Below are 25,800 nucleotides of genomic sequence, written 5' to 3'. Positions count from 1 at the left end.
AAATATGACTATTGAAATCAAGCAACTCAACAAAACCTATAATCCTGATAGCGAATATCCGGTTCACGCGGTGCAGGACCTCACTCTGACAATTGAGCAGGGGGAATTCGTGGCAATCATGGGACCTTCAGGCTCTGGCAAAACAACCATTCTTAACATGTTGGGTGGTATTGATACCCCAACATCTGGAGAAGTCTGGATTGAAGGCAAGGATATTTGTCAGTTATCTGAAAAGCAATTGATTGCGTTTCGCCGCGACAACATCGGTTTTATCTTTCAGGATTATAGCTTGTTGCCAGTATTAACTGCGCAGGAGAATGTAGAGTTTGTCATGCAGTTGCAAGGGCGGTCAGAAGCAGAGTGTCAGCAACGTGCTGGCGAACTGTTGGAGCAGGTTGGCCTCACCCAGCAGAAGGATAAACGGCCGCCTAAAATGTCTGGGGGACAGCAGCAGAGGGTTGCGGTAGCCAGGGCTTTGGCACCAAGGCCTCGATTTGTTATGGCTGATGAACCTACCGCCAATCTGGACGCCAAAAGTACAGCTGAGTTGTTGGATATCATGCAGCACCTAAACGAAGTCGAAGGGACGACGTTTATCTTCTCTACGCATGACCCCCGAGTGATTAAGAGAGCAAAGCGCGTCATTGTATTTGAGGATGGCAAACTCGCATCCGACATGCTGCAAAGTGAACTGGCCACGGAGCTAGAACATTAGTTATGTGCAAAAAGTTAGTCACCACTATTTTTATCGTTGGCGCCGCTTTCTACATGATAGAAGTGAAAGCCGAGATACCTGGATTGCAGCCAGAAAAGAACTGGGACCTAACCGGTTATGTGAAATACATGGTGACAGGAGGTATCCCCGACCATGGTGACAATACCTTAGATCATCTTGTACATCAGAGATTTAACTACGAATATCGTTTTTCATCTTCGTTTCGTTTTAATGCGGGTATGCGTAATAGAGTGCTGGCTGGCGATAGCTTGAGTGCGCCTTACTATTCGGAAATCATTGCGGCTGACAATGGATATTTTGATCTATCGAGAAATATTGTCGACAACGACAACATGATAATCAACAGCCAATTTGATCGTTTGTATTTTGACTGGAAGGGAACTGAGTGGAGCTCAAGAATAGGACGTTATCGGGTGAATTGGGCCATGAACACCGTCTGGAACCCTAACGATCTCTATAATTCCTATTCTATCTATGACTTTGATTATGAAGAACGACCCGGCACAGATGCGGTGTCGGTAAGTCGCACATTGGGTTATGCCAGCAGCCTGGATTTTGTTTATAGCCCAAACAAAGACAGCAATCTGCAACGCTATTCTGCACGATATTTATTTAACTATGACGGTTGGGATATTCAGGCATTACTTGGTCGCTCGGGGCTGGACTATGTCATTGGTGGTGGGTTTGCCGGAGACATTAAAGGTGCGGGGTTTCGAGGAGAGTTTACCTGGTTTGACCCTTGGATGTCTGAGTATAAAGGGCAAAGCTTCCAACCCACATTGGTATCCAGTATTGAGACGGACTATAGCTTTGGGGGAAGACGCAATTGGATGATGCGAGCAGCGCTCCTATACATCAGCGAGCCTCAACAGGCGGTCGATGCTGCCGTGTATTTAACCTTGCCACTGACTGCCAGAACGTTGAGTTTTACCAAATTTACAGGCTACGCTGACTTAGGTTTCGATATTACATCATTGTCGCGGTTCACCATGTCAGGCAGTTACTATCAAGATGGTTCTTTTTTCGTCGGGCTATCGAACAGTTACTCGTTATCTGACGATTGGCAGCTACTTACCGTGTTACAGCGCTTTGATGGAAGTTCTGGTAGCTTATTTGGAGAAACACCATCAACGCTGCTGTTTGCCAACATCAAATGGTCGTTCTAATTATTTAGATGATGCGTTGTTTTCTCTAACACCAAGCGAAACCATGCACTGAAGGTTTGTGGTTCAGCCTTCATGGTTTGCTCAATGTCGGACAGCGGCCACCATTCACATTGTTCTGCTTCATCTGGATTAAGGTCTAAATCGACCTTGTTCGATTCTGCAATAACCACATGATCAAGTTCATTCTCAGTCAAACCATTACTGAATTTGGCACAATAACTGATGGTACCAATATCGTTGAGCTTGAGAGATGCCGTCACGCCTAATTCTTCGACAAGTCGACGTTTTGAAGCTAAAACGATATCTTCATCTGGACGTGGATGTGAGCAGCAGGTATTACTCCACAGTCCACCACTGTGATATTTGTTGATGGCGCGTTTCTGAAGTAAGAATTCAAGTTGGCCTGCATTATAACGATAAATAAGTACCGAAAAAGCAAGATGTTTAAGGCCCAGACGGTGCGCCTCTAACTTCTCTTCGGTCCCAATTGGTTTCCCAAATTTATCGACTACGACAACCAGTTCACAACTCATACTCTATCTCACGCTTGCTTATTGACCGCTTTGAACACCACGGTTTTTCTGTTACATCACTGTGCCAACCAGCGAGGGCGCGAATCATAGCACAAAAGATCCAGAGATGGAGAGAGGAGGAGGAGAATAATTCACAGCGTTAATACTAAGACCAAAAAGAGATGATCAACAATGTATGGATTGGACTCACTCTCTCATATGTGGGTGAGAGTAGCGTTGATATTTTGGTAACTGGTTTCTTAAATTATTGAACGTCGCTCTAGCACTTTGGGTCGATAGCTTGTTTATCAACCAAGCGGGTAATAGGCCTCCAGGATCTGCATAGGCTTTGTATTCGATGAGTGTCGTGCCATTAGTAAGCTTTTGTAGGGTCCAACTCGCTTCGACAGAAGTAATGCGAATATAGCCATTTTGTTTCGCTAAAGAGGGCTCAGGCGCATCGTGAATTTTTAGCGTAAAACCAAAATCGTCGACCCAATACTTCGAGTAAGTCACCATATCGCGGTCTCTCACGGGCCAAGGTGCTTTAAACTGGGTATAAACAATGTTTTCGTTCACTGAAATTTGCCTTAGCACTTGGCTATGGCTGGTGTTATCTATCCAGTTCGGCACATTTTCGCTGTCTTCTAATAAGGTTAAGAAGGCGCTATAGGTTGTTGGCGTGAACATTTGCGCTCGGATTTCGACTAAGCCATCGGTGTGTTCCCGAGTGTAAATAGTGATTCCGTCAATATTGCTGTCAAATTGCCAATACCTGCTTTCCTCAGCGCTCAAGGAGCCAGTCAGCAGTAACGTTGAGAACAGCATAATGATGCGTAAAACGTCCATGTTTCACCTGGTTGATGTCGATTTCTTGTATTAAGCATATACAATTTCATTCGAAAAATGAGGGTTGTAGACATTTGAAGCAAAAGAATGGAAGCAGTAGTATTGAAATGCCTCCCAAATTGTAAGAGCCAACAAGGCTGGGCGCACCTGTTGGCTCTTAAAGCTGTTATGAATATTAGCCTTCGTTACGCTTTCTACTTACCAAGTGATTTGACGCCGCCGCTGCCAACAGCGCACCACCAATCACCAAAGTTTGGTAATAAGCAGGTACGAGAGTGAGCATCCCGACGGTTAACGTCATGATAATCAATGCGCCAACAAATGAACGTAGCACTTTACCTTCACCACCACTAAATGCCGTACCACCGATTAACACCACAAGAATAGCGGTCAATTCCATACCATCGCCCGACAGTGGGTCACCAAGCGACATAAAGCTTGAGCGGGCAATGCCCGCAAGCGCTGCTGTTGCACCGACAATGGCGTAGAGTGCAAAGACGACTAACCCAGTCTTAATTCCTGATAATTTGGCTGCGGTTGGGTTACCCCCTGTAGCTGCGGCGTATTTGCCTAATAGAGAACGGTTTTGCAGGATGATAAGCAGAGCGGTAACGCCTACCGCTACCCAAAATGCCATTGGCAGACCTAGTAACACAGCATCGCGACCATAGTCGTTAAACCATGCTGGCATTTTTAGATCGCCCATGGATTTGATGGCTGACACTCCATCCTCTACTAAAAGCAGTGCAATACCTTTATACAAACTCAGGGTAATCAAAGTGGCGATAACCGGGGTGATATTAAATTTCACTACCAACAAGCCGTTGAATGCGCCCAGCAATACACCACAAAACACGGTAATGGAGAAAGCGACCCACATTGGAACACCATTGATAGCGAGAAGAGCATAAATGACCGCAGTGAGTCCCATGGTGCTGCCAACGGACAAGTCGATGTAGCCTGAGACCATAAGCAGGGTAAAAGCACCTGCTAGCACCAACAGTGGGGCGGAGACACGTAAAATGTTGATGACGTTTTTCTTATAAAGAAAGTTTCCGCGCTCAAACAGGGCGTACTGATCTAAGTTAACGCTACTTAGAAAAATAACAATCGCTGCCAAAACAAAGTAAATGTAGTAGTTACGGAAAAACTCGGCCACTTGTCCGCCCAGTGCATATGATGGTGCAGGTGACGGGGCAGGTGATGGATTAAGTGATTTGGTTGAATCAGACATAACGTTTCCCCTCCTTATTTGTTTCTAAGGGACAGTGCCCAGGTTTGAGCAGTAATCGCTAGGAAAACAGCGACCGCTTTGAGTATGAATTGCCAATCCGGTGAGAGGGTTAACCCAGTTGCAGCCGAGGTCACTACCGCTAAGATAATTGCACCAAAGAACATGCCAATGACAGAGCCGAAGCCGCCAGCAATGGCAATGCCGCCAAGAAGGGCGATAACCAGTGCATCAAACTCCATCAGTAAACCACGATTAGAAAAGCCGGACTTAAACTCAGAAGAGAGCAAGATGCCAACAATACCTGCCACTAGCGAACTAAATAGGTAGAGGTAAGTAATATGTTTGGAGTTATCGATACCTGACAGCTTCGCGGCCTCGGGGTTGGCACCAATCCAATAGGTGATGCGACCAAACACCGTTTTACGCTCAATAAAAATCGCGACAAAAAATAGGATGAGCATAAACAGCACAGGGAATTGCATTGAGGTACCAAACACTTTTAAATTGCCGAGAATGCCAAATTCCTCTGGTAAATTGGTGTTGCGTTGCGAGCCTTGAGTAATCACCTGGGCGATACCTCTCGCCACCATCATGGTACCTAGCGTGACGATGATTGATGGGATGCGAAACTTCACCACAAACAGAGCGTTCAGACCACCGATAGCCAGTGCACCCATTAAAGCGCCGACCACGGCTAACCAATAAGGTAAGCCTAAGCCCGTGGACAGGGCAGAACCGCCACCTACGGCTTGAGCAAACCAAACCGACAGCACGCCTGAAAGCGCAACAATACCGCCAACGGAGAGGTCAAAGTTGCCAGAAATCAGCAAGAAAGAGACGCCAACACCAAGTGAAATCACCGCCCAGTTATTGGTGATCAGGTTAAGCATGTTTTGAACTTGAAAAAAGTTCGGGACGAAAGCTGACGCGACGAGGAACAAGCCGATCGCGACAAAAGCGACCAACAAGGTGATATACATTTGGTCGCTCACCCTTCGATACTCGACTGGCGAGTGATTAGGCTTTACTGACGTGTTCATTATACTGCCTCCTCAAGGCCACCCGTAGCGGCATTCAAAATATAGTTAGTGTCTACGTTTGACCCATTCTTGATTTCAGATACCAGTGAACCGTCATAAAGTAAGAAGATTCGGTCACAAACGCCCAGGATCTCTTCGAGTTCCGTAGAAAACACCGCCACTGAGTTACCTTCGTTGGCGAGGCTTTTCACTAAGTCATAGATCTCTTTTTTCGCTCCAACATCGACACCGCGAGTGGGTTCGTCGAGTAGAAGAAGCTTCGCCTGTGAGAACAGACATTTAGCGATAACCACTTTTTGCTGATTACCACCGGAGAGCTTTTCTGTATGCTTTTCTATTGAGCTGGTGGCAATAGAGAGCTTATCGACGTAATCGATCGCCGCATTCAGTTCATCATTTTCTCTGAATACCCCAAAGTCAGACATTCTTGGCAGATTCATGACCGGGATATTTTCTCGAATGGTTAAATTGGTGAATAAGCCTTGAGTGCGGCGCTCTTCAGGTACGAGAGCAATACCCGCAGCAATGGCTTCACGAGGCGAATTGCCAACGTCTTTGCCATTGAGGCGAATCGTTCCAGAGACTTTATCGGCACCGAATATCGCGCGTGCAATCTCGGTTTTTCCTGCTCCAACCAACCCATAAAACCCAACGATCTCGCCTTTTTTGATATCAAACGAGACATCTTTGAGGCGGTGGTTATTAAGGCGCTGCGCCGCCAGGAATACTTCATCGGTAATGGCGTCTCGCGGGGAATAATCGTGCATGATGCTACGACCAATCATCATATCGATGAGCTCTGCGCGGCCATCGACTTCAGACATGGGTTTGGTTGCGATGTGTTTGCCATCGCGCATCACGGTGACGCGATCGCCCAAGGTTAAAATCTCATCCAGTTTGTGAGAGATATAGATAACCGTAACGCTTTGTTCTTGTAGTCTACGAATAACGGTAAAGAGTCTTTCGACTTCTCTTTCCGATAAAGCCGCTGTTGGCTCGTCCATAATAATGACGTTAGCGCCAGATGAGGCGGCACGGGCAATTTCAATAATCTGCTTTTGGGCGACACCTAGAGTAGAGACTCGGGCATATGGGTCGATAGAGGGCTCGATGGTCGCCAAGGTCTCGATCACGCGATCTTCTAAATCTGATTTAATCAAAAAGCCAAACCGGCTCTGTTCCATACCCAGCGTTAAGTTTTCAAGTACAGTCAATTCATCAACGACATGTAGCTCCTGGAATAAAGTGGCGATTCCCGATTCACGTGCTGACTGAGTGCCAGTAGGTCGGTAATCCTTACCGTTCACCTTCATCGCACCCTGAGTAGGCTGAATAGCGCCGGTGATCATTTTTACCAATGTGGATTTTCCTGCGCCGTTCTCGCCAATCAAGCAGTGAACGGTACTTCGTTCAATCGCAAAGCTCACATCGTTAACCGCCCGAACTCCGGGGTAGTCTTTAATCAGCCCTTCAATTGATAGAACAGGTGTTGAATTATGACTATTCAAGATGATCTCTCCTTCAGTGGTGCACCTTCGATACTGCTAGGCCACTGATGACATGGCAGATGAGGCGAGTTTTTCCTTAACACTGAGATTTTGAATAAATGAGTAACATATAAGGTCGGCGGTCTAGCCGCCGTCCTTAAGCCTGGGTTAGTTGCTGAACTGAGCGTCTAGCCATTGCTGTGCTTCAGGTTTTGGCATTGACCAATAAGAGATGGTGTAAGCCTTGTAGAAGAACTCTTCCGCTTGATCTTTGGTCGGTGCGACTTTGTTGTTGATTACGTCCATAACCAAGTCGATACGACCTCGTGCTGTTTCAATCGGTGGAAGGCCCATAGAGACCTTTAGGCTTGATTCAGGGTCATAGATCTGACCAAATTCAACCGAGTCAAAGTCAACACTAGCGACGATCTCTGTCACCGGTTTGCCATCTTTAAACTTGCCGCGACCCAGTTGGTTAAGACCTGCCATTGTGCCTACTGTTAAGTTGGAGGCTTCGGAATAAATCAAGTTAACTTCTGGTTGCTGAGTAAGAAGGTCAACGATGATCTGTTTCGCCGCTTCTTGACCACCACTAGCGTCAAGTGCGCCAAGGTTTTTCGCTGTAGGGTCAACCGAAAGCACACCTTCTGCAAATGGGTTGGTTCGACCAGAACTTACCTCGGTATGGTTTGGCCAACCTAGTTGAACCATGACGATTGGCTTGTCAGGATTCGCTTCTTTCCATGCTTTTGCCATTTGTGCGCCCATATCGAAAGAGACTGTCGCCTCATCACTACGAGCGGTTGGAATGCCTGTGTCGGTAATTGGACTGAAGAAAGACGTCATAGCGATGTTCTCTTCCAATGCTTCTTCAACACCAGGTGTCGCGGCTTCGCCATCCCATATATGAAGAGAAGCACCGTCAAATGCACCAGCGGCCACTTGGTCAACGTTTTGCGTCATTACCGCTGAATCGGCTTTGCCATCGAAGATAACTACTTCAGCACCGTACTTCTCTTTTGCGTAGCGCTTTGCTTCCGTCGCTTGAGATTGGTGGAATACATTAGACAAATCAGAGACGAAAAACGCGATTCGTTCATTTGCATGTGTTGTGGCAGCTAGGCTTGAAGCAACAATAATACTCGTAGCGATAAGTCCTTTATTAAATATCTTTTTTAAAGTCACTGACTTCATAATTTTCTCCATTTGTATTTGCTATTCACTCGTCGTCTTTGGAGCAACATCTGCTTCGCTTCTATTAAACAGCCTCGTTCTTAGTAAGCCAAAAGCAGCACAACACGTTGTTCTCGATGATGTGAATTATCTTTCAGACAGGTGAAATATATTTCACGTGTTAAAAGGTAGTGAACAAAATGTAGCCGGTCAATGCTATATCGATACAATACGTATCACTTTGGTTGTTATTTGTGATCTAACGCACTTAAATGGCCAAAACGATACGATTGGTATCATTTTAACTTGTAAAAGTCTTTTTCTATGATTACTTTTTACTCAGATGAAATAAATTTCACATCTGGTTAACCAAGATTGCCAAGATAAAAAGCCATTGAGTGTTAACAAAGTGTGAAGCCTATATAAAGGCAGAAAGCAGTAATAAAGGTAGAGATATGACGATGAACGAACGTGACGACATATTGAGACAAACAGCAAAGATCTTAACGCTGCGCTATATGGAAAATCGCAGTCAGTCGGATATTGCTAAGCAGCTTGGGTTGTCCACGGCGAAAGTGAATCGTGTCATCAAGCAAGCGCATGATGATGGTCTGGTTGAGATTACCTTAAAGCTTCCACAAGAAAGAACGCATACCTTAGAACAACGCTTGCTGGAACAGTTTGGTTTGAAAACTGCGGTGATTCAGCCAAGTCTCAGCCAGGATGACGAAGTCGTCACTCGCCAAGTGGCACAAGCCGCAGGTGAACTGCTCATAGAAACCATCAAGCCAGACAGCATTATTTGCATTAGTGCGGGTAAAACCATGGCGCAGATTGTTGAGCAGCTAAAACCGATGCAGTTTCCGAATGTGAGAGTGGTTCCGGCTACAGGCGGCATTCAGGGTCATCACTTCACGGATGTGAACTACCTGGCTAGCAAATTAGCGGAAAAGTTAGGCGGAAAAAGCACTCAGTTGCACGCGCCGCTTTTCGTTGATACCGACGAACAGCGCAATATTTTGATGGAGATGCGCAGCGTTAAAGACGTACTCGATTTGGCGCGTAGTGCAGATATTGCCTTGGTAGGTATCGGTTCAGTAGCCAGTGAAAGCGACAGTTACTATGACCTGCGCTCGTTGAGTGGCCATGAAACAGAAACGCTGATCAGCGCCCAATGCAAAGGGGAGATATTGGCCAACCTTTATGACGCGCAGGGCGAAAAGTGCGCGGAGCACATCAACCAAAAACTCATCGGGCTCAATCTACAAGAACTTAATAGCATCGAACACAGTTTCGGTGTCGCAGCGACTCGCACCAAAGTGTCAGCCATGTTAGCGGCACTGAAAGGCGGATTGATTAACGGGTTAGTCTCAGACGAAGACACCGTCGCCAGTGTATTGGAACAAGCAGAATAGGGAATCAACATGCAAACGAGAGAAATCGGTAATTCAGGTATTGAAGCATCAGTCATCGGTCTTGGCACGTGGGCAATGGGCGGTTGGATGTGGGGCGGAACAGATGAGAAAGCCTCAATTGATGCCATACATGCTTCGTTAGATCACGGCGTGTCTTTAATTGATACCGCTCCAGCGTATGGACTTGGTGTGTCTGAGGAAATAGTTGGCAAGGCGATCAAAGGACGACGCGATAAGGTGGTTTTGGCAACAAAATGTGGTTTGGTTTGGCATACCAACAAAGGTAATCACTTTTTTGATGAGAATGGCAAGCCAGTACATCGTTATCTTGGCGCGGATGCCATCCAACATGAGGTGGAGCAAAGTCTGAAGCGTCTGCAAACGGATTATCTCGATCTCTATATTACCCATTGGCAAGACCCAACCACGCCGATTGCTGAAACCATGGAAGCATTATTGGCGCTAAAGAAAGCCGGTAAGATCCGAGCAATCGGGATCAGTAACGCCAATCAAGCGGAGTTGGAACAGTATCAACAAACGGGCGTTGTGGACGCGGTGCAGGAGAAATACAACCTAATCGAGCGTCAGTTGGAGCAATCCTTGCTGCCGACAACCATCAAAACTAACGTCGCGTGTCTGAGCTACTCATCACTTGCCATGGGGCTGCTGAGTGGCAAAATCACCCCTGAACGTGTCTTTACTGGCGATGACCAGCGTATCACTGATCCTATGTTTACTATCGAAAACCGCCGCTGGGTACAAAAGTTCTGTCAATCTATTGAACCGATTGCTCGCCAGAAAAATGTGAGTGTTGCACAGCTAGTTATTGCTGTAACACTGCAACAGCCAGGTATCACTTATGCCTTATGTGGTGCACGAAATGTAGCTCAAGCAATAGAAAACGCCGCGGCAGGAAGTGTGGTGCTATCTCAGGAAGAGGTGAAGTTTATTGATGCAAAATCCCATGAGTTTTTTGGCGAGTTGGAATTGGCGTAACGACGCATCGTAAGGAAAGCGGAAAACAGTGGCAGGGAGCAACAATGAATAACAACTCAACCGCCTTTAGGCGAATAGAAGAGAGTAGCGACTTTGACGCCGTGGTCATTGGCGGAGGAATAAATGGTATTAGCGTTTTTCGAGAACTGGCACTGCAAGGTGTAAAGGTGCTGTTAGTCGAGAAAGATGACTTTTGCTCTAAGGCCAGTGCTGCGCCATCTCGCATGATACATGGCGGACTTCGTTATCTTGAAAATGGCGAATTTCAGTTGGTGAAAGAAGCGCTCTATGAGCGAAATCGCCTGCTTGATAACGCGCCTCATTTTGTTGCTCCTTTAGAAACCACCATACCTATTTTCTCTACCTGGTCTGGTATGTTTGATGGCCTGTTTAAGTTCTTAGGATTGAAAGACAAGCCTTCGCAGCGCGGTTCTGTGGTCATCAAAATTGGGTTGAGCCTCTACGATTGGTTCACCAAGCGTGACCAACTGATGCCCAATCATCAGATGCATTCAGCTCGCTCAACCCAAAAACGCTGGCCTATGATGGGGAGTGACGTAAAGAGCAGTGCCACATACTTTGATGCCTGGATTAGCTCACCAGAGCGCCTCGCCTTGGAATTAATTCATGAAGGGGTGGAAGCGGGCGGCGTTGCACTAAATTACACCATGGTCTCTGAGTTAAATCAGGGGCAGCTGACGATTTTTAATCACGAGGTTGCGGAGTCAATTCAAGTTAAAACGCGCCATGTGGTCAATGCGACAGGCGCTTGGGTCGACACCACCAATGGATTACTGACGGCGCCTAGCCAGTATATGCAGGGGACGAAAGGGTCTCATATCATCGTCGATAATGCAGAGCTGCTGGCTGAGCTGGATGGCAATATGCTGTTTTATGAAAACAGCGAAGGACGAGTTTGTATCTTGTTCCCGTATTTCGGAAAAGTACTTATCGGCTCGACGGATATCCCAGTAAGCGACCCTGAATTGGTGCGTTGTACTGACGAAGAAATTGATTACATCATCGAGTCACTAAGAGGGGTGCTACCAAAGCTGGATATTGGTCGTGAGCAGATTGTCTATCAGTTCTGTGGCGTGAGACCACTTCCGTCAGTAAATACCTCAACCACAGGGCAAATCCCCCGCAGCCATTCATTGAAACAAGACAAGATTGGTGACACTCATATCTACTCGCTTATCGGGGGCAAGTGGACAACGTTTCGTGCCTTTGGTGAGGAAGTGGCAGATGAACTCCTAGCATCGCTTGGCAAAACGCGAGTATGCGATACTAAACAAAGAGCGATTGGTGGTGGTAATAGTTACCCTGTCACAGAATCGTCAAAAGCCGCTTACTTAACCTCTTTGGCAGAATGTCATCCACGATACTCAAAACGCCAAATCGCAACTTGGTTTCAGCGCTACGGCACTGCTTGTGAATCACTTCTTGATGCACTTCAAGCAAAACAAGATAAAGCGCTGTCGTCACTCGATGACTACACCCAAGGCGAGCTCAAATTCATTCTGGAACGTGAGTATGTGTCGACAACGTTAGATGTGCTGCTTCGCCGTACCTCCATTGCTATTGAAGGTAAGTTGACTGCTGAGAGCTTCGAAGAGATCTCTAATTTGGTCGCTGACCACTTCTCTTGGAGTCAAAGCGAGCGCGATAAAGATAGAGCTCAATCGAAGCAAGTGTTGCTGGATTTCCATGGCGTTGAATTGGACGCCTTACCAAAAGTTTCAAAACCCAAATTACAACCTACCGTTACGGAAAATGAACAACTACTAGATGGAGAAGATTATGTATTTAACCAGTAAAGTCAGGATGAATCGCCTATTTAAACAGGGGCGTTGTTTGGATGTGGCTATCGACCACGGCGTGTGCAATGAGCCTTCGTTTTTAGATGGGTTGGAAGACATGTCTTCAGTGGTAAAACAACTTGTGGATGCCAAGCCAGATGCGATTCAGATGAATGCGGGTCAAGCTGACTTACTGCAAACTGTCGATGGCAAAGACAAGCCTGCGCTGGTCATGCGAATTGATTTAGGTAACCCATATAACGCAGAACGTCACCGCCATATGTGGGCGCTATTGCAAAATGCGGAACAGCCTCTTATCCAGGCTCTTCAAATGGATGCGGCATGCGTTGTGGTGAACTTATTCATGCTGCCTGATGAACCTGACTTGTTTAAGCAATGTGTTGCCAACATCAGTAAGGTCAAAGCAGAGTGTGAGAAATACGGCATGCCACTGATGATTGAACCGTTGGTGATGCAGCCCAACAGCCAAGGGCAGGCTTATATGGTCGATGGTGACTGCGAAAAGATTGTCACGCTGGTGCGCATGGCACGTGAGCTAGGCGCTGACATCATTAAGGCAGATCCAACGAGCCAAGCGGAAGACTTCCACAAAGTGGTTGAGGCGGCAAGGTGTCCGGTACTGGTTCGTGGCGGTGGACGTGAAGACATTGAATCTGTGTTTAGCAAAGCGCGAGCTTTGCTAGATCAGGGGGCTCTGGGTATGGTGTATGGGCGCAATATTTACCAACACCCAAATCCAAGCCGCGTTGTAGATGCTTTGATGGCTATGATTCACAACGGTGCGTCTACCTCAGAAGCAATGAACATCTACATTGGCGATAAATAGCAGATACAGAACTAGAGCGAGGAGGGGATATGAAGTCATATGCGATAGGAATTGATTGTGGCAACACGGCGATCAAAGCGGCGTTGTTCGATGAGCACGGCTGTGAAATAGGGGCTGTAGCCAATAATTATCCGACTCATATCCCTCATCCAGATTACACCGAAGCGGACTTAAACCAATGCTGGTCGCTGTGCGCAGAGGTGATTGCTAAGTTGATTAAGCAAACCGGTGTCGATAGCAGACAAATTATCGCGCTAGGAACGAGCGGCCATGGAAATGGACTCTATCTACTTGATACTGATCTAAAGCCATTACTCGGTATTAAGTCTTTAGACAATCGCGCTGCCAACGAAGTCGCATTGCTACAAGCGTCTAAGGGATTTACGGACCTCCAAAAACGTAATCGACAAGGCGTGTGGCCATCTCAAACAGCGGTGCTACTTACGTGGCTAAAGAAGCACCAACCACGGACGTTTCAAAATATCGGTCAGGTACTGTTTTGCAAAGACTATGTGAACTTCTGCCTGACGGGGCAATGCGCTACAGAGTGGGGAGATATCACTGCATCGGGTTTGTTCGATTTTGAGACCGACTCAGTGTCTCTCGAGCTTCTTAATCACTACCAGTTGTCAGACATCAGTACGAAGTTACCTCCGATTCATGAGAGTAACCAAGTGATAGGTGCAATAACCGAAGACGCTGCACGTTTAACAAAACTTAAAGCGGGAACTCCGGTCATTGCGGGGTTATTTGATGTGGTGGCGTGCGCATACGGTTCACAGGCCAGTTCGTTAGGTGATACCTCGGTGGTCGCCGGAACATGGAATATCAACCAGGTAGTGACTGATGAACTGCCGGCTGAAGAAGTATTTATGGCTTGCAAGTTCTCTGAGAATCGTTATTTAGCCATAGAATCCAGTACTTGCTCGGCATCAAATTTGGAGTGGCTGGTGGAGCGCTTTTTCTCACAGCAAAGAGAACGTGAAGCGAGTATTGGCAACAATATTTTTGAACAGTTCAATCGCCAATTGGAAGATGTAGAGTTAATGCCAACGTTACCCACCTTCCATCCGTATCTTTATGGCTCGACCGGGCAAGATGGTCAATCTGCCAATTTGTTTGGTTTGAAGGGCTGGCATCGCGATATTCATGTGGTCTACGCCTTTTATGAGGGCATTGTATTTGCTCACCTTGAGCATATCCAAAGACTGCGCGCAGCAGGGTATGACGTGGATCGAATTGCCATTAGCGGTGGTGCCTCTCGAAGTGAGTATTGGTGCCAACTGTTTGCAGATATATTAGGAGTAGCGGTTACTTCGACAAATTGTAACGAGGTTGGAGCGAAAGGGGTGGCGCAACTTGCGATGAGCGCAGTCACTGAAAGAAAAACAGAGCAAATAAACACTCAGTTTCAACCTGACAAGTGTTATGTGCCGAGCAATAAGCGCTCAGCGTTTTTTGCTGCACGATACAGTAAATACTGCCTTTTGAGAGATGCATTACGCTCATTGAATTGATTGAGCGCTTGATGAGTTTTAACCGACAAACTTAGACAGATAGCGGCCAACAAGGCCTTACCACAACATTGTTGTGGGGACTTGTTACGTCCCGAAGAAATGAATTTAAATAATGATACAAAATGTATCGATATGAAATATGAGGTGAATTATGAGCCAATCTATTGTTTTGCCAAAGCTTTTAGAGGTAGGTGAAGGCGCGACAGCGCGAGCGGGAGAGATAGCTATCCAGCTGGGTTGTCGTCGCGTCATGATTGTGTCTGATCCAGTGATGAAAACCTTAGGCCAGGTTGATCAGCTAAAGTCCGTCGTTAATCAAGCTGGTGTTGAGGCAGATGTTTTCACTGACACTATTCCAGAACCAACGGAGGCGTCGATACTTCCGGCGGTCAATAAAGTGATTGATGGGCACTACGATGGTGTCATCGCACTGGGTGGCGGCAGTGTGATTGACAGTGCTAAAGCGATTGCTTTGCTTGCGGAGCACCAAGGTCGAATTCGAGATTACAGTGTTCCCAATATCGTTACCTCACCGATTATGCCGTTGATTGCGATTCCAACCACAGCGGGAACGGGCTCGGAAGTCACCAAAGTGACCATTATTACCGACGAAACCAATGACGAAAAACTGCTATGCATGGGACCGGGTCTTATTCCTTTAGCCGCCATCATTGATTTTACTTTAACGATGACGGCTCCGGAGCGCATCACAGCGGATACGGGAATTGATGCGTTAACTCACGCCATTGAAGCCTATGTCAGTGGAAAGTCGGGCTTGTTTACTGACCAGCAAGCGTTATTGGCGATGAAACTTATCGCGCCAAACCTGCGTGAAGCCGTCAACAATCCAGACAATAAATACGCCAAAGAGCAAATGATGCTCGGCGCGACGCTCGCAGGCATTGCGTTTTCTAACGCATCTGTCGCCTTGGTGCATGGTATGAGTCGCCCAATTGGCGCGCATTTTCATGTACCTCACGGTATGAGCAACGCCATGTTATTACCGACGGTAACGGAATACTCGATTCCAGCAGCTAAAACACGGTATGCCGAGTGCTCTAGAGCAATGGGCGTGGTTGATGCGAGCGCTAATGACGACGATGCAGTCGCTGCGCTACTGCTGGAACTCAAACAGATCAATCAGGATCTGAACGTTCCTTCCATGAGTGACTTTGGAATTGATAAACAGGCGTTTTGGTCAAATCTCGACATCATGTCTGAGCAAGCTCTGGCTTCTGGATCGCCCAACAACAATCCTCGAATTCCAAACAAAGAAGAAGTGATCGAGCTGTATAAGGCCGCTTGGTAGAGCCTGAATTTCCCCAATTAAGCCTCAGAATACTAAACAAGGATGAAAACATGATCAGTAGTTTTATTAATAATCAATATGTTGAAAGTCAGTCGGAAAGACATTTACCGGTTTATGACCCTGCTACAGGCGAAGTGCAGAACCAAGTTGGATTGTGCTCAAAACAGGAAGTAGAGCAGGCAATTACTATCGCACAGGAAGCGCTAGATTCATGGGCTAAAATCACGCCGCTTAATCGCGCCAGAGTCATGTTTAAGTTCAAAACTTTGTTAGAGCAAAACCGCGATGAGCTGGCGAATATTATTAGTCGTGAACATGGCAAGGTATTTAGCGATGCATTAGGTGAGATCACTCGAGGGCTAGAAGTAGTCGAGTTTGCCTGCGGCATCCCACATCTGCAAAAAGGGGAGCACAGCCTAAACGTTGGGACTGGCGTAGACTCACACTCGCAAATGATGCCACTTGGTGTGGTGGCCGGGATTTCGCCATTTAACTTCCCAGTCATGGTACCGATGTGGATGTTTCCTATTGCCATCGCGACGGGAAATACCTTTATCTTAAAGCCGTCAGAGAAAAATCCGTCTGCGCCACTGTTTATTGCTGACCTTCTGAAACAAGCGGGATTACCTGATGGTGTGTTTAATGTGGTTCAAGGGGATAAAGAAGCGGTAGATACTTTACTGCAAGACCCGAGAGTCGAAGCCGTCAGTTTTGTTGGTTCTACACCGATCGCAGAATACATCTATTCTGAAGGCGCGAAATACGGCAAGCGCGTTCAGGCCTTAGGTGGTGCGAAAAACCATATGGTGGTTATGCCTGATGCTGATATTGACGGTGCAGTGAATGCGCTGATGGGCGCAGCCTATGGGGCAGCTGGAGAGCGCTGTATGGCGATTTCGGTTGCTGTCGCTGTTGGTGATGAAACGGGTGATGCATTGGCTCGTCACCTTCAAGACAAGTTAGCCACGTTAAAAGTCGGGCCCGGTTACGGTCAAGAGATTGAAAACGATATGGGGCCACTGATTACCAAAGAGCATAAGCAAAAAGTTTGTGGTTACATTCAAAAAGGCCAGGAAGAGGGCGCGGCCTTACTTGTTGATGGTCGAGAATTAGAACTGGCTCAGTCGAGCGATGGCTTTTTTGTTGGTGGTACCTTGTTCGACCAAGTGACCACCGATATGACTGTGTATCAGGAAGAAATATTTGGTCCTGTGCTTTGCATTGTTCGAGTCAATACCTACCAAGAAGCTCTGCAAATCATAAACGATCATGAATATGGCAATGGTACGGCCATCTTTACAGCAGACGGCGATACAGCGCGAGATTTCTCCGCCAACGTTCATATCGGTATGGTGGGAGTGAATGTGCCCATTCCGGTACCAATGGCATTCCATAGTTTTGGCGGCTGGAAGCGCTCACTATTTGGTCCGCTGCATATGCACGGTCCTGACGGAGTTCGATTCTTTACTCGAATGAAAACCATCACCATTCGTTGGCCTGAATCTGATGTGAAAGTCGGTTCAAAGGACAGCATACAGACTCAAGCCGAATTCGTCATGCCAACTATGAAATAACGCATTGACGTGAGGAGGTGTGCGGTAGGTTTGCTTAAATTTGGGCAGTGAGTCAACGAGGCAAACTGTCTAATTTTGGATTGATTGGGTAGGCGATTCTGTCCTCTTCATGTTTTTTAGTGCTCACTTTTCAATGAGAAGTGAGCTTTGTTTAGTGACCATAAAAAACAAGGAGAAGGCGATGAAAGCCAATCGCTTGATAAAGTCTTTAGAGACTTGGCGTCGCCCTGTTGTGAGCAGTGTATTAGCGGGACTATGCAGTACCTCGTTTATTGCCGCAGCAAATGCTGCACAAGGTCCCGGATTGGGTAACCTTACTTACGGCTCATCAGAGGCGTTTACTCATGTATCGCGTCCACTCATTGACGATACCACCAACTTTCTTCCCCCCGATTATCCTGGCAGAAAACACTATGGCGTGAACGTCATGACCATGCTTAACGGCTATATGGTCGGCGTATTTGCACCTGACAGTGGTGGAGGGCCAGGAGGTTGGATCGCTCTGGATGTCTCCAATCCCAAAGCGATGCAACTGGTAAAAACGGTGTATGAGCCCGACCTTGCTGATTTGAACCGCACAGGAGATGGATTAAGAACAGCGGAGTTTAGAGAGCCGCACTCGTTTGGTTTGGGGGAGAACAACACCATTGCCATCCAAACGGGGAAAGGGATAGAAATCTGGGATTGGTCTGACGTGACTAATCCTGTGCGCTTGTCGAAACTGGCGATTTCTGGCGTGAACTTCGGTGATTACAACAACGTCTCTTGGCAGCTGTTTTGGCAAGCTCCCTATCTTTATATCGCTCGCGGCAATGCAGGGTTAACCATTGTTGATACCAGCGACATGAGCAACCCGACACTGGTGAAAACCGTGCCGAACTCGGAACTGGGTGGGTTCAACATAGGACCAGTTTTTGCGCTAGGTAACCGCATGTTTATTTCCAGCATGGAAGGGACTGCGGGTTTTTCCATGCTCAACATAGATGACCCGGTTAACCCAACCTTGGTCAAGACGGTTAATCGTCTTCCAGAGAAGTACTATGCTTCCTGTTGGGATGGCAAATATGCGTATTTCGGGGCGCGAAGCACCAACGACTATTTGCGTGTTTATGATACGACCACCAACCCGATGACGTTAGTTAATGAAAAGCTTACTGGATTCGAGAATCTTTATTGTAACGTTCAAGACAACAAGTTGTTTCTGGGTAACCAAGACGATATTGCGGTGTTAGACGTCAGCGATATCAACAACATACGTGAACTTGGGCGCAGCTCACTGAATGCCACAAGCAGCAACACTGACCATGGTCAGGTGTTTCCATTTGGTAACTTAGTTTGGGTTGGTAACGACCATGGTTCTGGCAGTGGTTTGATTGCACATCAAAGTATGTCGGACAATGTTCCTCCCTATATCTCCGCCGCTAACCCTGCGATCGACGCGACATTGCAACCTTTATCGACCCGTATTGGTGTGGCGTTATCAGATAGCGTGTTGATGGAATCGGTCAATAGTAGCTCGTTTACTGTCACCAAAATCGGTAGTTCAGCCTCGCTTCAAGGGGAGTACAGCACCAACCTTGGATTTATCCACTTTACTCCCTCCCAATCACTAGAAGCGGACAGTATTTACGAAGTCGTGCTTGAAGGCATTGAGGACTTTGCTGGTAACCCGATGGCACGCACTGAATATCGCTTTGCTACGGGCTCGCAAGTCGGCCACGATGTGAGCTTGTCAGCCAATGATAAAGTGACGCTAGGCAGCAGTGTTAATGTGTCTGCTTCTACGCCCCCTTTGCTAGGTGGCAGTCTTGAGTATTCTTGGAACTTTGGCGACGGTAGTGGTTCGACACCGTTTTCGAACAGCGGAAACGCGAGTTATACCTACAATCAGCCTAACCATTGGTCTGCGGTGGTGACGATTAAAGAAACCACGGCGGATGGCGTGTTTGAAAGCAGTAAGTCGGTACCAATCACAGTATATCGTCAACCAACAACGGTCTCACCAACGGCATCATCAACCATAGTGGAAGCCAATGGTCAGGTTGTTGTGGTTAACGAAGACAACGATACCGTTAGTGCCATCGAAAGCACAGCTCCGTACGGCAAATTATGGGAAGCTGCGGTGGGCGATCAGCCGAGAACTCTGGCGGTTGCGCCAAATGGCAATCTATGGGTGGTTAATCAGGCGGATGCCAGTATCACTGTGCTGACAAATACCGGTCAGTTTGTGGATACGATCGTGCTGCCAAGAGGGTCTAAGCCATACGGCATCGCTTTCTCCCCAGATGGTGGTAACGCGTTTGTATCACTGCAGGCGAGTGGTAAGTTGATTAAGATCGATCCAAGCACCAAAGCTATAGTGGCATCAGTGGATGTTGGTCATAGCGCAAGAGGCATTGCGGTAGACAGCACGTCATCACAGGTTCTGGTCACCCGCTTTATTTCGCCTCAAGCCAACGCTGAAGTAGTGGCGGTTGATATGTCAAGTATGACAATCGATCAGAGTTACCTTATCGCTAAAGATACGACAACAATTGATGGCCCAGACAGAAGCCGAGGCATTGCTAACTATCTTGGCTCCGTTACGATCTCTCCGGATGGATATAGTGCTTGGTTGCCCTCTAACAAAGCTAATGTTGATCGCGGTTCTTATCTGGAAGGTGATGCTTCAAAAAAACTGACTTTCGAAACGACGGTCAGAGCTGTGGTCAACCGACTCGATCTTAACTCAAAAATGGTCATGGACAATGCACTAGATATCGATGATCGCGCGCAGCCTAAAGCCGCCGTATTTAGTGATATCGGTGATCTGATTTTTATTGCGGTAGAAGGCCAGAATAGCATTGAAATTCGCAATACCTACAACCTAAACAGAGCAGGGGAGATTTTTGATACTGGTCTAGCGCCAAGAGGGCTCGTACTATCGGGGACTACATTGTTTGTTCACAACTTTATGTCAAGAACGGTATCTGTGCATGACGTCAATGCGTTCTTAACGGATCGAGGTGATATTGCAACCTTGGCCCAAGTCTCTGTGGTGGCGAACGAAACACTGCATCCACGAGTGCTACGCGGCAAACAGATCTTCTACAACGCAGCCGATGCGAGAATGACTCAAGATGGCTACATATCTTGTGCCAGCTGCCACGCAGATGGCGATAGTGACCATAGGGTGTGGGACTTTACCGACCGTGGTGAAGGGTTAAGAAACACCATCTCTTTATTGGGCAAGACAGGCACAGGTAATGGTCGAGTGCATTGGACAGCGAACTTTGACGAGATACAGGATTTCGAAAACGATATTCGCTACGCCTTCGGTGGTCGTGGATTTATGGTAGACGCCTTGTTTAGCCTGTCGGAAAACCCGCTAGGGACATCGAAAGCAGGCAAAAGTGAAGACTTAGATAACCTTGCGTTTTACGTCAGTAGCTTAAATCAATTCCCTAAAAGTCCACACCGAGATGCCTCTGGCACGTTAACTGCTGAAGCCTTAACGGGTCAAGCTCTGTTTGCCTCGAAAGGGTGTGACACTTGTCATACAGGAGTGTACTACACCGATATGCAGAGACACGATGTCGGCACCATTGATGCGTCTTCAGGGCAAGGCATCGGTACTTCATTGGCAGGTACTGGCTTTGATACGCCGAGTTTGATAGGTCTTTGGGGTAGCGCGCCATACTTCCATAACGGTCAAGCGGCAACGCTGGATGACGTGTTGCAAATTGGCTCGCAGCATAGCGTGGCGGATAACGCAGAGCGCGCTGCATTGGTGGCGTATCTAGAGCAAATTGAATACGAAGGCCCTGAGATTGTGGTGCCTGAACCACCGCAAGCGACCACCTATACCTACCTCAGTGATCTAGCGGAAACAAGTGCAACCAATGGGTGGGGACCGATTGAAAAAGACACCAGTGTCGGTGAAAACGCTGCGGGTGATGGTCAAACGATATCCATTGGTGGTAGTGAATTTACCAAAGGACTTGGTGTTCATGCTCATTCAGAAGTGACGTATAGCCTGACAGGTGGCACCTACGATCAGTTTACAGCTTTCATCGGTGTTGATGATGAGACGGGCAGCTCAGGCTCCGTTGTGTTTGAAGTTTGGCTTGATGGCTTGATGGCTTATCAAAGTAGCGTATTACGAGGAAGTGATGTTGCCGAGTACGTGCAAGTCAACATTCCAAGTAGCGCGCAGGAGCTCAAGCTAGTGGTGAGTGATGCAGGTGACGGAGTCGGTAGTGACCATGGTTCTTGGGGGGACGCTAAGCTTCGCACACCAAGTGAAGGGGGCAGTGCCGCCGTACCTGGGCTGTTTTACGGCACCGTTTCGGGCAATATTAATGAAACCGATGCTAACCCGAAAGCGTCAATAACAACCTCATTAAGCGAAACGGAAGATGCTATTGCTGGTAATACTACCGAAGTGTTTACTGGTTATATCTACGATGCTGACGGTCAGATTTCATTCAGTGAAAACAATGATGATAAGACGCGTCTATGGATTGATGGACAACTAGTACTAAGTAGCGATCTCTGGAGCGATCGAGTCTCGACTGGCAACCTAAACTTATCCCCTGGCTGGCATCAGTTTGAGTTGAGGCTGAGTAATGGCAATGGGGGCAGTGGACCTCATACTGGATTGGCGTTCGCCTACGACCCAGACGGTGACAGCAACTGGATTCATCCATCCGATAACGGTTCGGGTAATCTTTTTATGACTGAGGATCCAGGAAGCTCGCCAATACCGCCAACGAGCGTTTATCTTAGCGACTTACAGGAAGACAACTCAACCAACGGCTGGGGACCCATCGAAAAAGACATGAGTAATGGGGAACGAGAAGCGCAAGATGGCACCATCATTACAATAGGCGGACAAACCTTCGCCAAAGGATTGGGGGTACATGCGAACTCAACGATCACTTATACCATTTCTGCAGGTCAGTACAGTCGCTTTACCGCTAGTGTTGGTGTTGATGACGAAGTGGGTAACTCTGGCTCGGTAGTATTCCAAGTAGAACTGGATGGCGTGTTGTACTATCAAAGCGCTACATTGACCGGTTCAGATAACGCTGAATCCGTTTCTGTTGATATTCCAGTAGACGCTACGACTATCACACTCAAGGTGAATGATGCCGGAAATGGCAATGGCTATGACCACGCAAGTTGGGGAGATGCGAAACTACTGCAGAACTAACTTGAATAGGGCTTGCTTCGGCAAGCCCTTTTAATATCTGTTACTTAGGCTTTGTACAAGGTTGCACTTAGTCAGTAAAAGCAATAGGCTATTCAAAACATATCGAATACCGCATCAAGGATGAATGTAGCTCTATGACAAGCTCTAGTTCGGCGAATACGACCAAAGGTTCAACTCTAGACCGAGTATTACAAGTGCTCGCCATCGTGGCAAAGAGTCGCGGTCAACTCAACAGAGAGTCCATCGCCGAACAACTGTCTATGCCGATAGCGTCTGCGAATAAACTGATCAACCAGCTTATCTCTTTGGGCCATCTCCAAGAAAATATCATTGGTCGCGTTATCGCGGGGCCAAACCTTCAGTCTTTATCCCATGATATTTTGAAGAACCAACGCTTTTCTGAACAAAGAACGTCAGTGTTGCAACGCCTTGCCGACACGATTGGTGAAACGTGCGGCATTTCAGTCCCTAATGGTATTGAAATGATTTACTTTGAGCGTGTGAATTGTAACTGGCCGCTGCAAATCAATTTAGCAGAGGGGAGTCCGGTTCCGATTGCTGCTTCCGCATCGGGTAAGCTTTATCTCGCTTCATTGGATACTTCAATTCGCGAAAACGTCGTGCAGCATATGGGGTTAACTGAATACACACCGAATACTATAACCAATGAAGGTTTGTTTCTCGAAGAGCTAAGTCGTATTGCTGAACAAGGATTTGGTGAAGACAATGAAGAATTTGTTGACGGTATGGTGGCAATTTCAGTGCCGATAGGCTCTGATGATATCAGTTTTGGTTACCTGTTTTGTCATGCGCCAAGTTTTCGCACCTCTTTGGAGAAATTAAAAACTCATCTTCCTGATTTACATTCGGCTGCACGAGAGATCGCTGAGTTTACGCTTAATGAGTTATAGCTGGTTCGAATAGGTCAGTAAGTCGATTGCCCTATAATCGATGGCCCAGAAGTGATTGAGACCTTTGCACCGATAGGTCGATGGCTATGTTCATATGGCTCATGCACTACCATCTGCCAACTCTTTCATTTCTCGATACACCGCTTCTAAACTGCTCTGTGCAGTACGCAATATAGGTAAGTAATTTTCTAAGTCATCAACGTTTTTTCGACTTTTAGGGCAGTGGCAGAATAACGCAGCCATAAAGTGCCCCATCTGGTCGTACAGCGGTAGAGCTATGGCGACCATACCGTCGATAAACTCTTCGTTATCGACACTGTATCCACGACGCTGGATGAGACTCAGTTCTTTTTTAAGACTCTGTCTATCAATGATGGTATTTTTTGCGCACTGGGTAAGCTCAATCTTACTCAACACACGGCGTAACTGCGGTGGGGTAAGCGTACTTAAGTAAAGTTTACCGCTCGCGGAAGCCCATAGTGGCGTTGGAAATCCCACTGGGATTACAATCTGCAGAGGCCAATTAGTTTGAATTCGGTCGTAGTAGACCATATGTGGACTAGCGTCATCATTCGCTAACGCTAAACCGCATGTCTCCTCTAGCTTACGAGAAAGGCCGTGCAGAATAGCTTGTCGTTGCAGTTTATGCTGATTGGTCCATCTCACATCTAATGCAATAGACAGCATTTGTGAACCAGGATAGAAATGACCGCGTTCATCGGACTGGATGTAGCTGGCGTCATCGAGTTGCTGCAACAATCGGTGACACGTAGGCTTAGGAATCCCTGACTCGAAGATAATATCAGATGCCGAGATAGGGCTCTTTGCTTCGCCAATTCGTTCAATAACGTTGATAAGACGATCGACTGAATTTACTTTTTCCGACACCATAGATTCCTTTTAAAAGCTCACCCCAAAATAATATCCAATGCCACTGCGTTAACGCAGTAATGTGGGCAGCAAGACTTTATATTCCCAAAGTATTTTACGAGTTTCAACTGGTTAAAGAGACATAGACATGATTTGAGTGTAGCAAAACGTCTGTATTGACACGATACTCTTCTCGCCCTTGAGTTGGAGCATCGAGAACAAAGAGTTCTCCTGAACTGAGGTATAACTCCGACTCTTGAGTGGTGAGCTCATAATCTGCTGTTGTAACGAATAAGGTATTGAAATCTTCGCCGCCAAAGGTACAGCGGGTGGCATGCTTGACTGCAAGATTGATTTCACCAAGTTGTGTGGCATGACCGACGTTGGCTTGCGACGGCGCATAGTAGGAAATGACGCCGCTGTCCCAATGACAGATATACAGGTTTCCTTGGCTATCAACTGACAGTCCATCTGGGTAGCCCCTGCTCTCACCAAACTCAACAAACACAGACTTTTCAACTATTTGTGTCATCGAATCATCGAGCTGATACTCGTACACTTTTCTTTGAAACATATTTGAGCAGTAGGCGCGTTTGAGTATAGGGTTGAATGCTATGCCGTTGGCAACGCTGAATCCAGAATCCATTTCAAGCGCAGTGTTCGCATTGAGTTGGTAAAGCTTTCCGTCAGGAGACTCTAAATTCTCCGTATTCATTGTTCCAAACCATAGATTTCCGTTAGGAGCCGTGACGGCATCGTTGAGGTGTAAGTGTGGTATGTCAGCGCAGGGATCAATGAGTGGCGATATGTTAGTAAAGTCCGGTGAACACAAGAAAAAACCTTGCTTACTGGCGCAGAGCCACTGCCTGTTTTCGCAAATCGCAATGGCAGTTATGTCGAAAGGCACCTTATAGCGAACAATCCTCTTGCTTTGGGTTTGAAGTTCAAACACGTCTTGCCCCGCCGCATCAACCCAAAACAGACTTTGTGATTCATCTCTCCAGATGGGGGATTCGCCAATCTTTGCTTTGACGCCTTTAACTGAAAACATATATTATTCCTATATTGATACAATAGGTATCAATATAGGAATAATATTAAGTAAGCAAGATAAGTCGTTACTAGAAATGTGATGGCTAGCAAATCATTTTTGTGTTTCCACGTGTTCAAA

19 protein-coding genes are annotated in these 25,800 nt (G+C 46.9%); 11 read left to right on the top strand and 8 right to left on the bottom strand.

Translation table 11 applies throughout. The features are described 5' to 3' along the window. Positions 1 to 4: 4 nt before the first annotated feature. Complete coding sequence (locus C4S60_RS01430; RefSeq protein WP_103878534.1) at positions 5 to 715, top strand: ABC transporter ATP-binding protein; 711 nt, start codon at positions 5 to 7, stop codon at positions 713 to 715. 2 nt (positions 716 to 717) lie between these two features. Further along, positions 718 to 1,902: a hypothetical protein gene (locus tag C4S60_RS01425; protein ID WP_103878533.1), complete on the top strand. Its 1,185-nt coding sequence runs from the start codon at positions 718 to 720 to the stop codon at positions 1,900 to 1,902. Here C4S60_RS01425 and idi read toward each other — a convergent pair. From idi to C4S60_RS01395, 6 genes are all read right to left on the bottom strand, one after another. Beyond that, positions 1,899 to 2,435 carry an isopentenyl-diphosphate Delta-isomerase gene (gene idi, locus C4S60_RS01420; RefSeq protein ID WP_103878532.1) on the bottom strand — a complete coding sequence of 179 codons (537 nt, stop codon included), beginning with the start codon at positions 2,433 to 2,435 and terminating at the stop codon, positions 1,899 to 1,901. The two genes, C4S60_RS01425 and idi, sit on opposite strands and share 4 nt — an antisense overlap. Before the next feature lie 186 nt (positions 2,436 to 2,621). Then, the gene (locus C4S60_RS01415; protein ID WP_244182994.1) at positions 2,622 to 3,242 is read right to left on the bottom strand and encodes an START domain-containing protein; all 621 of its coding nucleotides are present in this window, start codon (positions 3,240 to 3,242) and stop codon (positions 2,622 to 2,624) included. 196 nt (positions 3,243 to 3,438) lie between these two features. Further along, positions 3,439 to 4,497: an ABC transporter permease gene (locus C4S60_RS01410; protein ID WP_103878530.1), complete on the bottom strand. Its 1,059-nt coding sequence runs from the start codon at positions 4,495 to 4,497 to the stop codon at positions 3,439 to 3,441. Positions 4,498 to 4,511: 14 nt separating this feature from the next. Then, a complete protein-coding gene (locus C4S60_RS01405; protein WP_103878529.1) occupies positions 4,512 to 5,537 on the bottom strand; it encodes an ABC transporter permease in 1,026 nt (341 codons plus the stop codon). Next, positions 5,537 to 7,045, bottom strand: a complete 1,509-nt coding sequence (locus C4S60_RS01400) for a sugar ABC transporter ATP-binding protein (RefSeq protein ID WP_103878528.1) — start codon at positions 7,043 to 7,045, stop codon at positions 5,537 to 5,539. Before C4S60_RS01400 ends, C4S60_RS01405 begins: the two co-directional genes overlap by 1 nt. 147 nt (positions 7,046 to 7,192) lie before the next feature. Further along, on the bottom strand, positions 7,193 to 8,218 hold the full coding sequence (locus C4S60_RS01395) for a sugar ABC transporter substrate-binding protein (RefSeq protein ID WP_103878527.1): 1,026 nt from the start codon (positions 8,216 to 8,218) through the stop codon (positions 7,193 to 7,195). A gap of 434 nt (positions 8,219 to 8,652) precedes the next feature. On the opposite strand from C4S60_RS01395, the gene C4S60_RS01390 reads away from it, so the two are divergent. The 9 genes from C4S60_RS01390 to C4S60_RS01350 all read left to right on the top strand — a co-directional run bounded on the left by C4S60_RS01390 (position 8,653) and on the right by C4S60_RS01350 (position 23,759). Further along, positions 8,653 to 9,612, top strand: coding sequence for a sugar-binding transcriptional regulator (locus tag C4S60_RS01390; protein WP_103878526.1), 960 nt, complete (start codon positions 8,653 to 8,655; stop codon positions 9,610 to 9,612). A 9-nt stretch (positions 9,613 to 9,621) separates the two neighbouring features. Beyond that, entirely contained in the window at positions 9,622 to 10,608 is a 987-nt protein-coding gene (locus C4S60_RS01385; protein ID WP_103878525.1) for an aldo/keto reductase, read from the top strand. A gap of 44 nt (positions 10,609 to 10,652) precedes the next feature. Next, on the top strand, positions 10,653 to 12,425 hold the full coding sequence (locus C4S60_RS01380) for a glycerol-3-phosphate dehydrogenase/oxidase (protein ID WP_103878524.1): 1,773 nt from the start codon (positions 10,653 to 10,655) through the stop codon (positions 12,423 to 12,425). Further along, positions 12,409 to 13,254, top strand: a complete 846-nt coding sequence (locus tag C4S60_RS01375) for a class I fructose-bisphosphate aldolase (RefSeq protein ID WP_083400108.1) — start codon at positions 12,409 to 12,411, stop codon at positions 13,252 to 13,254. Before C4S60_RS01380 ends, C4S60_RS01375 begins: the two co-directional genes overlap by 17 nt. Before the next feature lie 29 nt (positions 13,255 to 13,283). After that, positions 13,284 to 14,771, top strand: a complete 1,488-nt coding sequence (locus tag C4S60_RS01370; protein WP_103878523.1) for an FGGY-family carbohydrate kinase — start codon at positions 13,284 to 13,286, stop codon at positions 14,769 to 14,771. A gap of 151 nt (positions 14,772 to 14,922) precedes the next feature. Beyond that, entirely contained in the window at positions 14,923 to 16,080 is a 1,158-nt protein-coding gene (locus C4S60_RS01365; RefSeq protein WP_103878522.1) for an iron-containing alcohol dehydrogenase, read from the top strand. A gap of 50 nt (positions 16,081 to 16,130) precedes the next feature. Then, complete coding sequence (locus tag C4S60_RS01360; protein WP_103878521.1) at positions 16,131 to 17,654, top strand: CoA-acylating methylmalonate-semialdehyde dehydrogenase; 1,524 nt, start codon at positions 16,131 to 16,133, stop codon at positions 17,652 to 17,654. A 181-nt stretch (positions 17,655 to 17,835) separates the two neighbouring features. Further along, positions 17,836 to 22,848 carry an NPCBM/NEW2 domain-containing protein gene (locus C4S60_RS01355; protein WP_103878520.1) on the top strand — a complete coding sequence of 1,671 codons (5,013 nt, stop codon included), beginning with the start codon at positions 17,836 to 17,838 and terminating at the stop codon, positions 22,846 to 22,848. 134 nt (positions 22,849 to 22,982) lie between these two features. Next, positions 22,983 to 23,759, top strand: coding sequence for an IclR family transcriptional regulator (locus C4S60_RS01350; RefSeq protein WP_103878519.1), 777 nt, complete (start codon positions 22,983 to 22,985; stop codon positions 23,757 to 23,759). Between the two features lie 99 nt (positions 23,760 to 23,858). On the opposite strand, the gene C4S60_RS01345 is transcribed toward C4S60_RS01350, so the two are convergent. Further along, positions 23,859 to 24,650, bottom strand: coding sequence for an IclR family transcriptional regulator (locus C4S60_RS01345; protein ID WP_208623227.1), 792 nt, complete (start codon positions 24,648 to 24,650; stop codon positions 23,859 to 23,861). Between the two features lie 103 nt (positions 24,651 to 24,753). Then, positions 24,754 to 25,680 (bottom strand): SMP-30/gluconolactonase/LRE family protein, encoded by a 927-nt coding sequence (locus C4S60_RS01340; protein WP_103878518.1) that lies wholly within the window; start codon positions 25,678 to 25,680, stop codon positions 24,754 to 24,756. Positions 25,681 to 25,800: the final 120 nt, after the last annotated feature.

This window comes from Vibrio hangzhouensis (assembly GCF_900107935.1).
GTDB classification, from domain to species: Bacteria; Pseudomonadota; Gammaproteobacteria; order Enterobacterales; family Vibrionaceae; genus Vibrio; species Vibrio hangzhouensis.
The sequence above is the reverse complement of the archived record's forward strand: the minus strand, read 5'-3'. Positions and strand labels throughout refer to the sequence as shown.

What these genes read in the sequence shown, in the direction of transcription:
- C4S60_RS01430 (WP_103878534.1), top strand. Translation starts at nt 5, where the DNA reads ATGACTATTGAAATCAAGCAACTCAACAAAACCTATAATCCTGATAGC.
- C4S60_RS01360 (WP_103878521.1), top strand. Translation starts at nt 16,131, where the DNA reads ATGATCAGTAGTTTTATTAATAATCAATATGTTGAAAGTCAGTCGGAA.
- C4S60_RS01355 (WP_103878520.1), top strand. Translation starts at nt 17,836, where the DNA reads ATGAAAGCCAATCGCTTGATAAAGTCTTTAGAGACTTGGCGTCGCCCT.
- C4S60_RS01365 (WP_103878522.1), top strand. Translation starts at nt 14,923, where the DNA reads ATGAGCCAATCTATTGTTTTGCCAAAGCTTTTAGAGGTAGGTGAAGGC.
- C4S60_RS01375 (WP_083400108.1), top strand. Translation starts at nt 12,409, where the DNA reads ATGTATTTAACCAGTAAAGTCAGGATGAATCGCCTATTTAAACAGGGG.
- C4S60_RS01405 (WP_103878529.1), bottom strand. Translation starts at nt 5,537, where the DNA reads ATGAACACGTCAGTAAAGCCTAATCACTCGCCAGTCGAGTATCGAAGG.
- idi (WP_103878532.1), bottom strand. Translation starts at nt 2,435, where the DNA reads ATGAGTTGTGAACTGGTTGTCGTAGTCGATAAATTTGGGAAACCAATT.
- C4S60_RS01345 (WP_208623227.1), bottom strand. Translation starts at nt 24,650, where the DNA reads ATGGTGTCGGAAAAAGTAAATTCAGTCGATCGTCTTATCAACGTTATT.
- C4S60_RS01390 (WP_103878526.1), top strand. Translation starts at nt 8,653, where the DNA reads ATGACGATGAACGAACGTGACGACATATTGAGACAAACAGCAAAGATC.
- C4S60_RS01395 (WP_103878527.1), bottom strand. Translation starts at nt 8,218, where the DNA reads ATGAAGTCAGTGACTTTAAAAAAGATATTTAATAAAGGACTTATCGCT.
- C4S60_RS01415 (WP_244182994.1), bottom strand. Translation starts at nt 3,242, where the DNA reads ATGCTGTTCTCAACGTTACTGCTGACTGGCTCCTTGAGCGCTGAGGAA.
- C4S60_RS01425 (WP_103878533.1), top strand. Translation starts at nt 718, where the DNA reads ATGTGCAAAAAGTTAGTCACCACTATTTTTATCGTTGGCGCCGCTTTC.
- C4S60_RS01350 (WP_103878519.1), top strand. Translation starts at nt 22,983, where the DNA reads ATGACAAGCTCTAGTTCGGCGAATACGACCAAAGGTTCAACTCTAGAC.
- C4S60_RS01385 (WP_103878525.1), top strand. Translation starts at nt 9,622, where the DNA reads ATGCAAACGAGAGAAATCGGTAATTCAGGTATTGAAGCATCAGTCATC.
- C4S60_RS01370 (WP_103878523.1), top strand. Translation starts at nt 13,284, where the DNA reads ATGAAGTCATATGCGATAGGAATTGATTGTGGCAACACGGCGATCAAA.
- C4S60_RS01410 (WP_103878530.1), bottom strand. Translation starts at nt 4,497, where the DNA reads ATGTCTGATTCAACCAAATCACTTAATCCATCACCTGCCCCGTCACCT.
- C4S60_RS01340 (WP_103878518.1), bottom strand. Translation starts at nt 25,680, where the DNA reads ATGTTTTCAGTTAAAGGCGTCAAAGCAAAGATTGGCGAATCCCCCATC.
- C4S60_RS01380 (WP_103878524.1), top strand. Translation starts at nt 10,653, where the DNA reads ATGAATAACAACTCAACCGCCTTTAGGCGAATAGAAGAGAGTAGCGAC.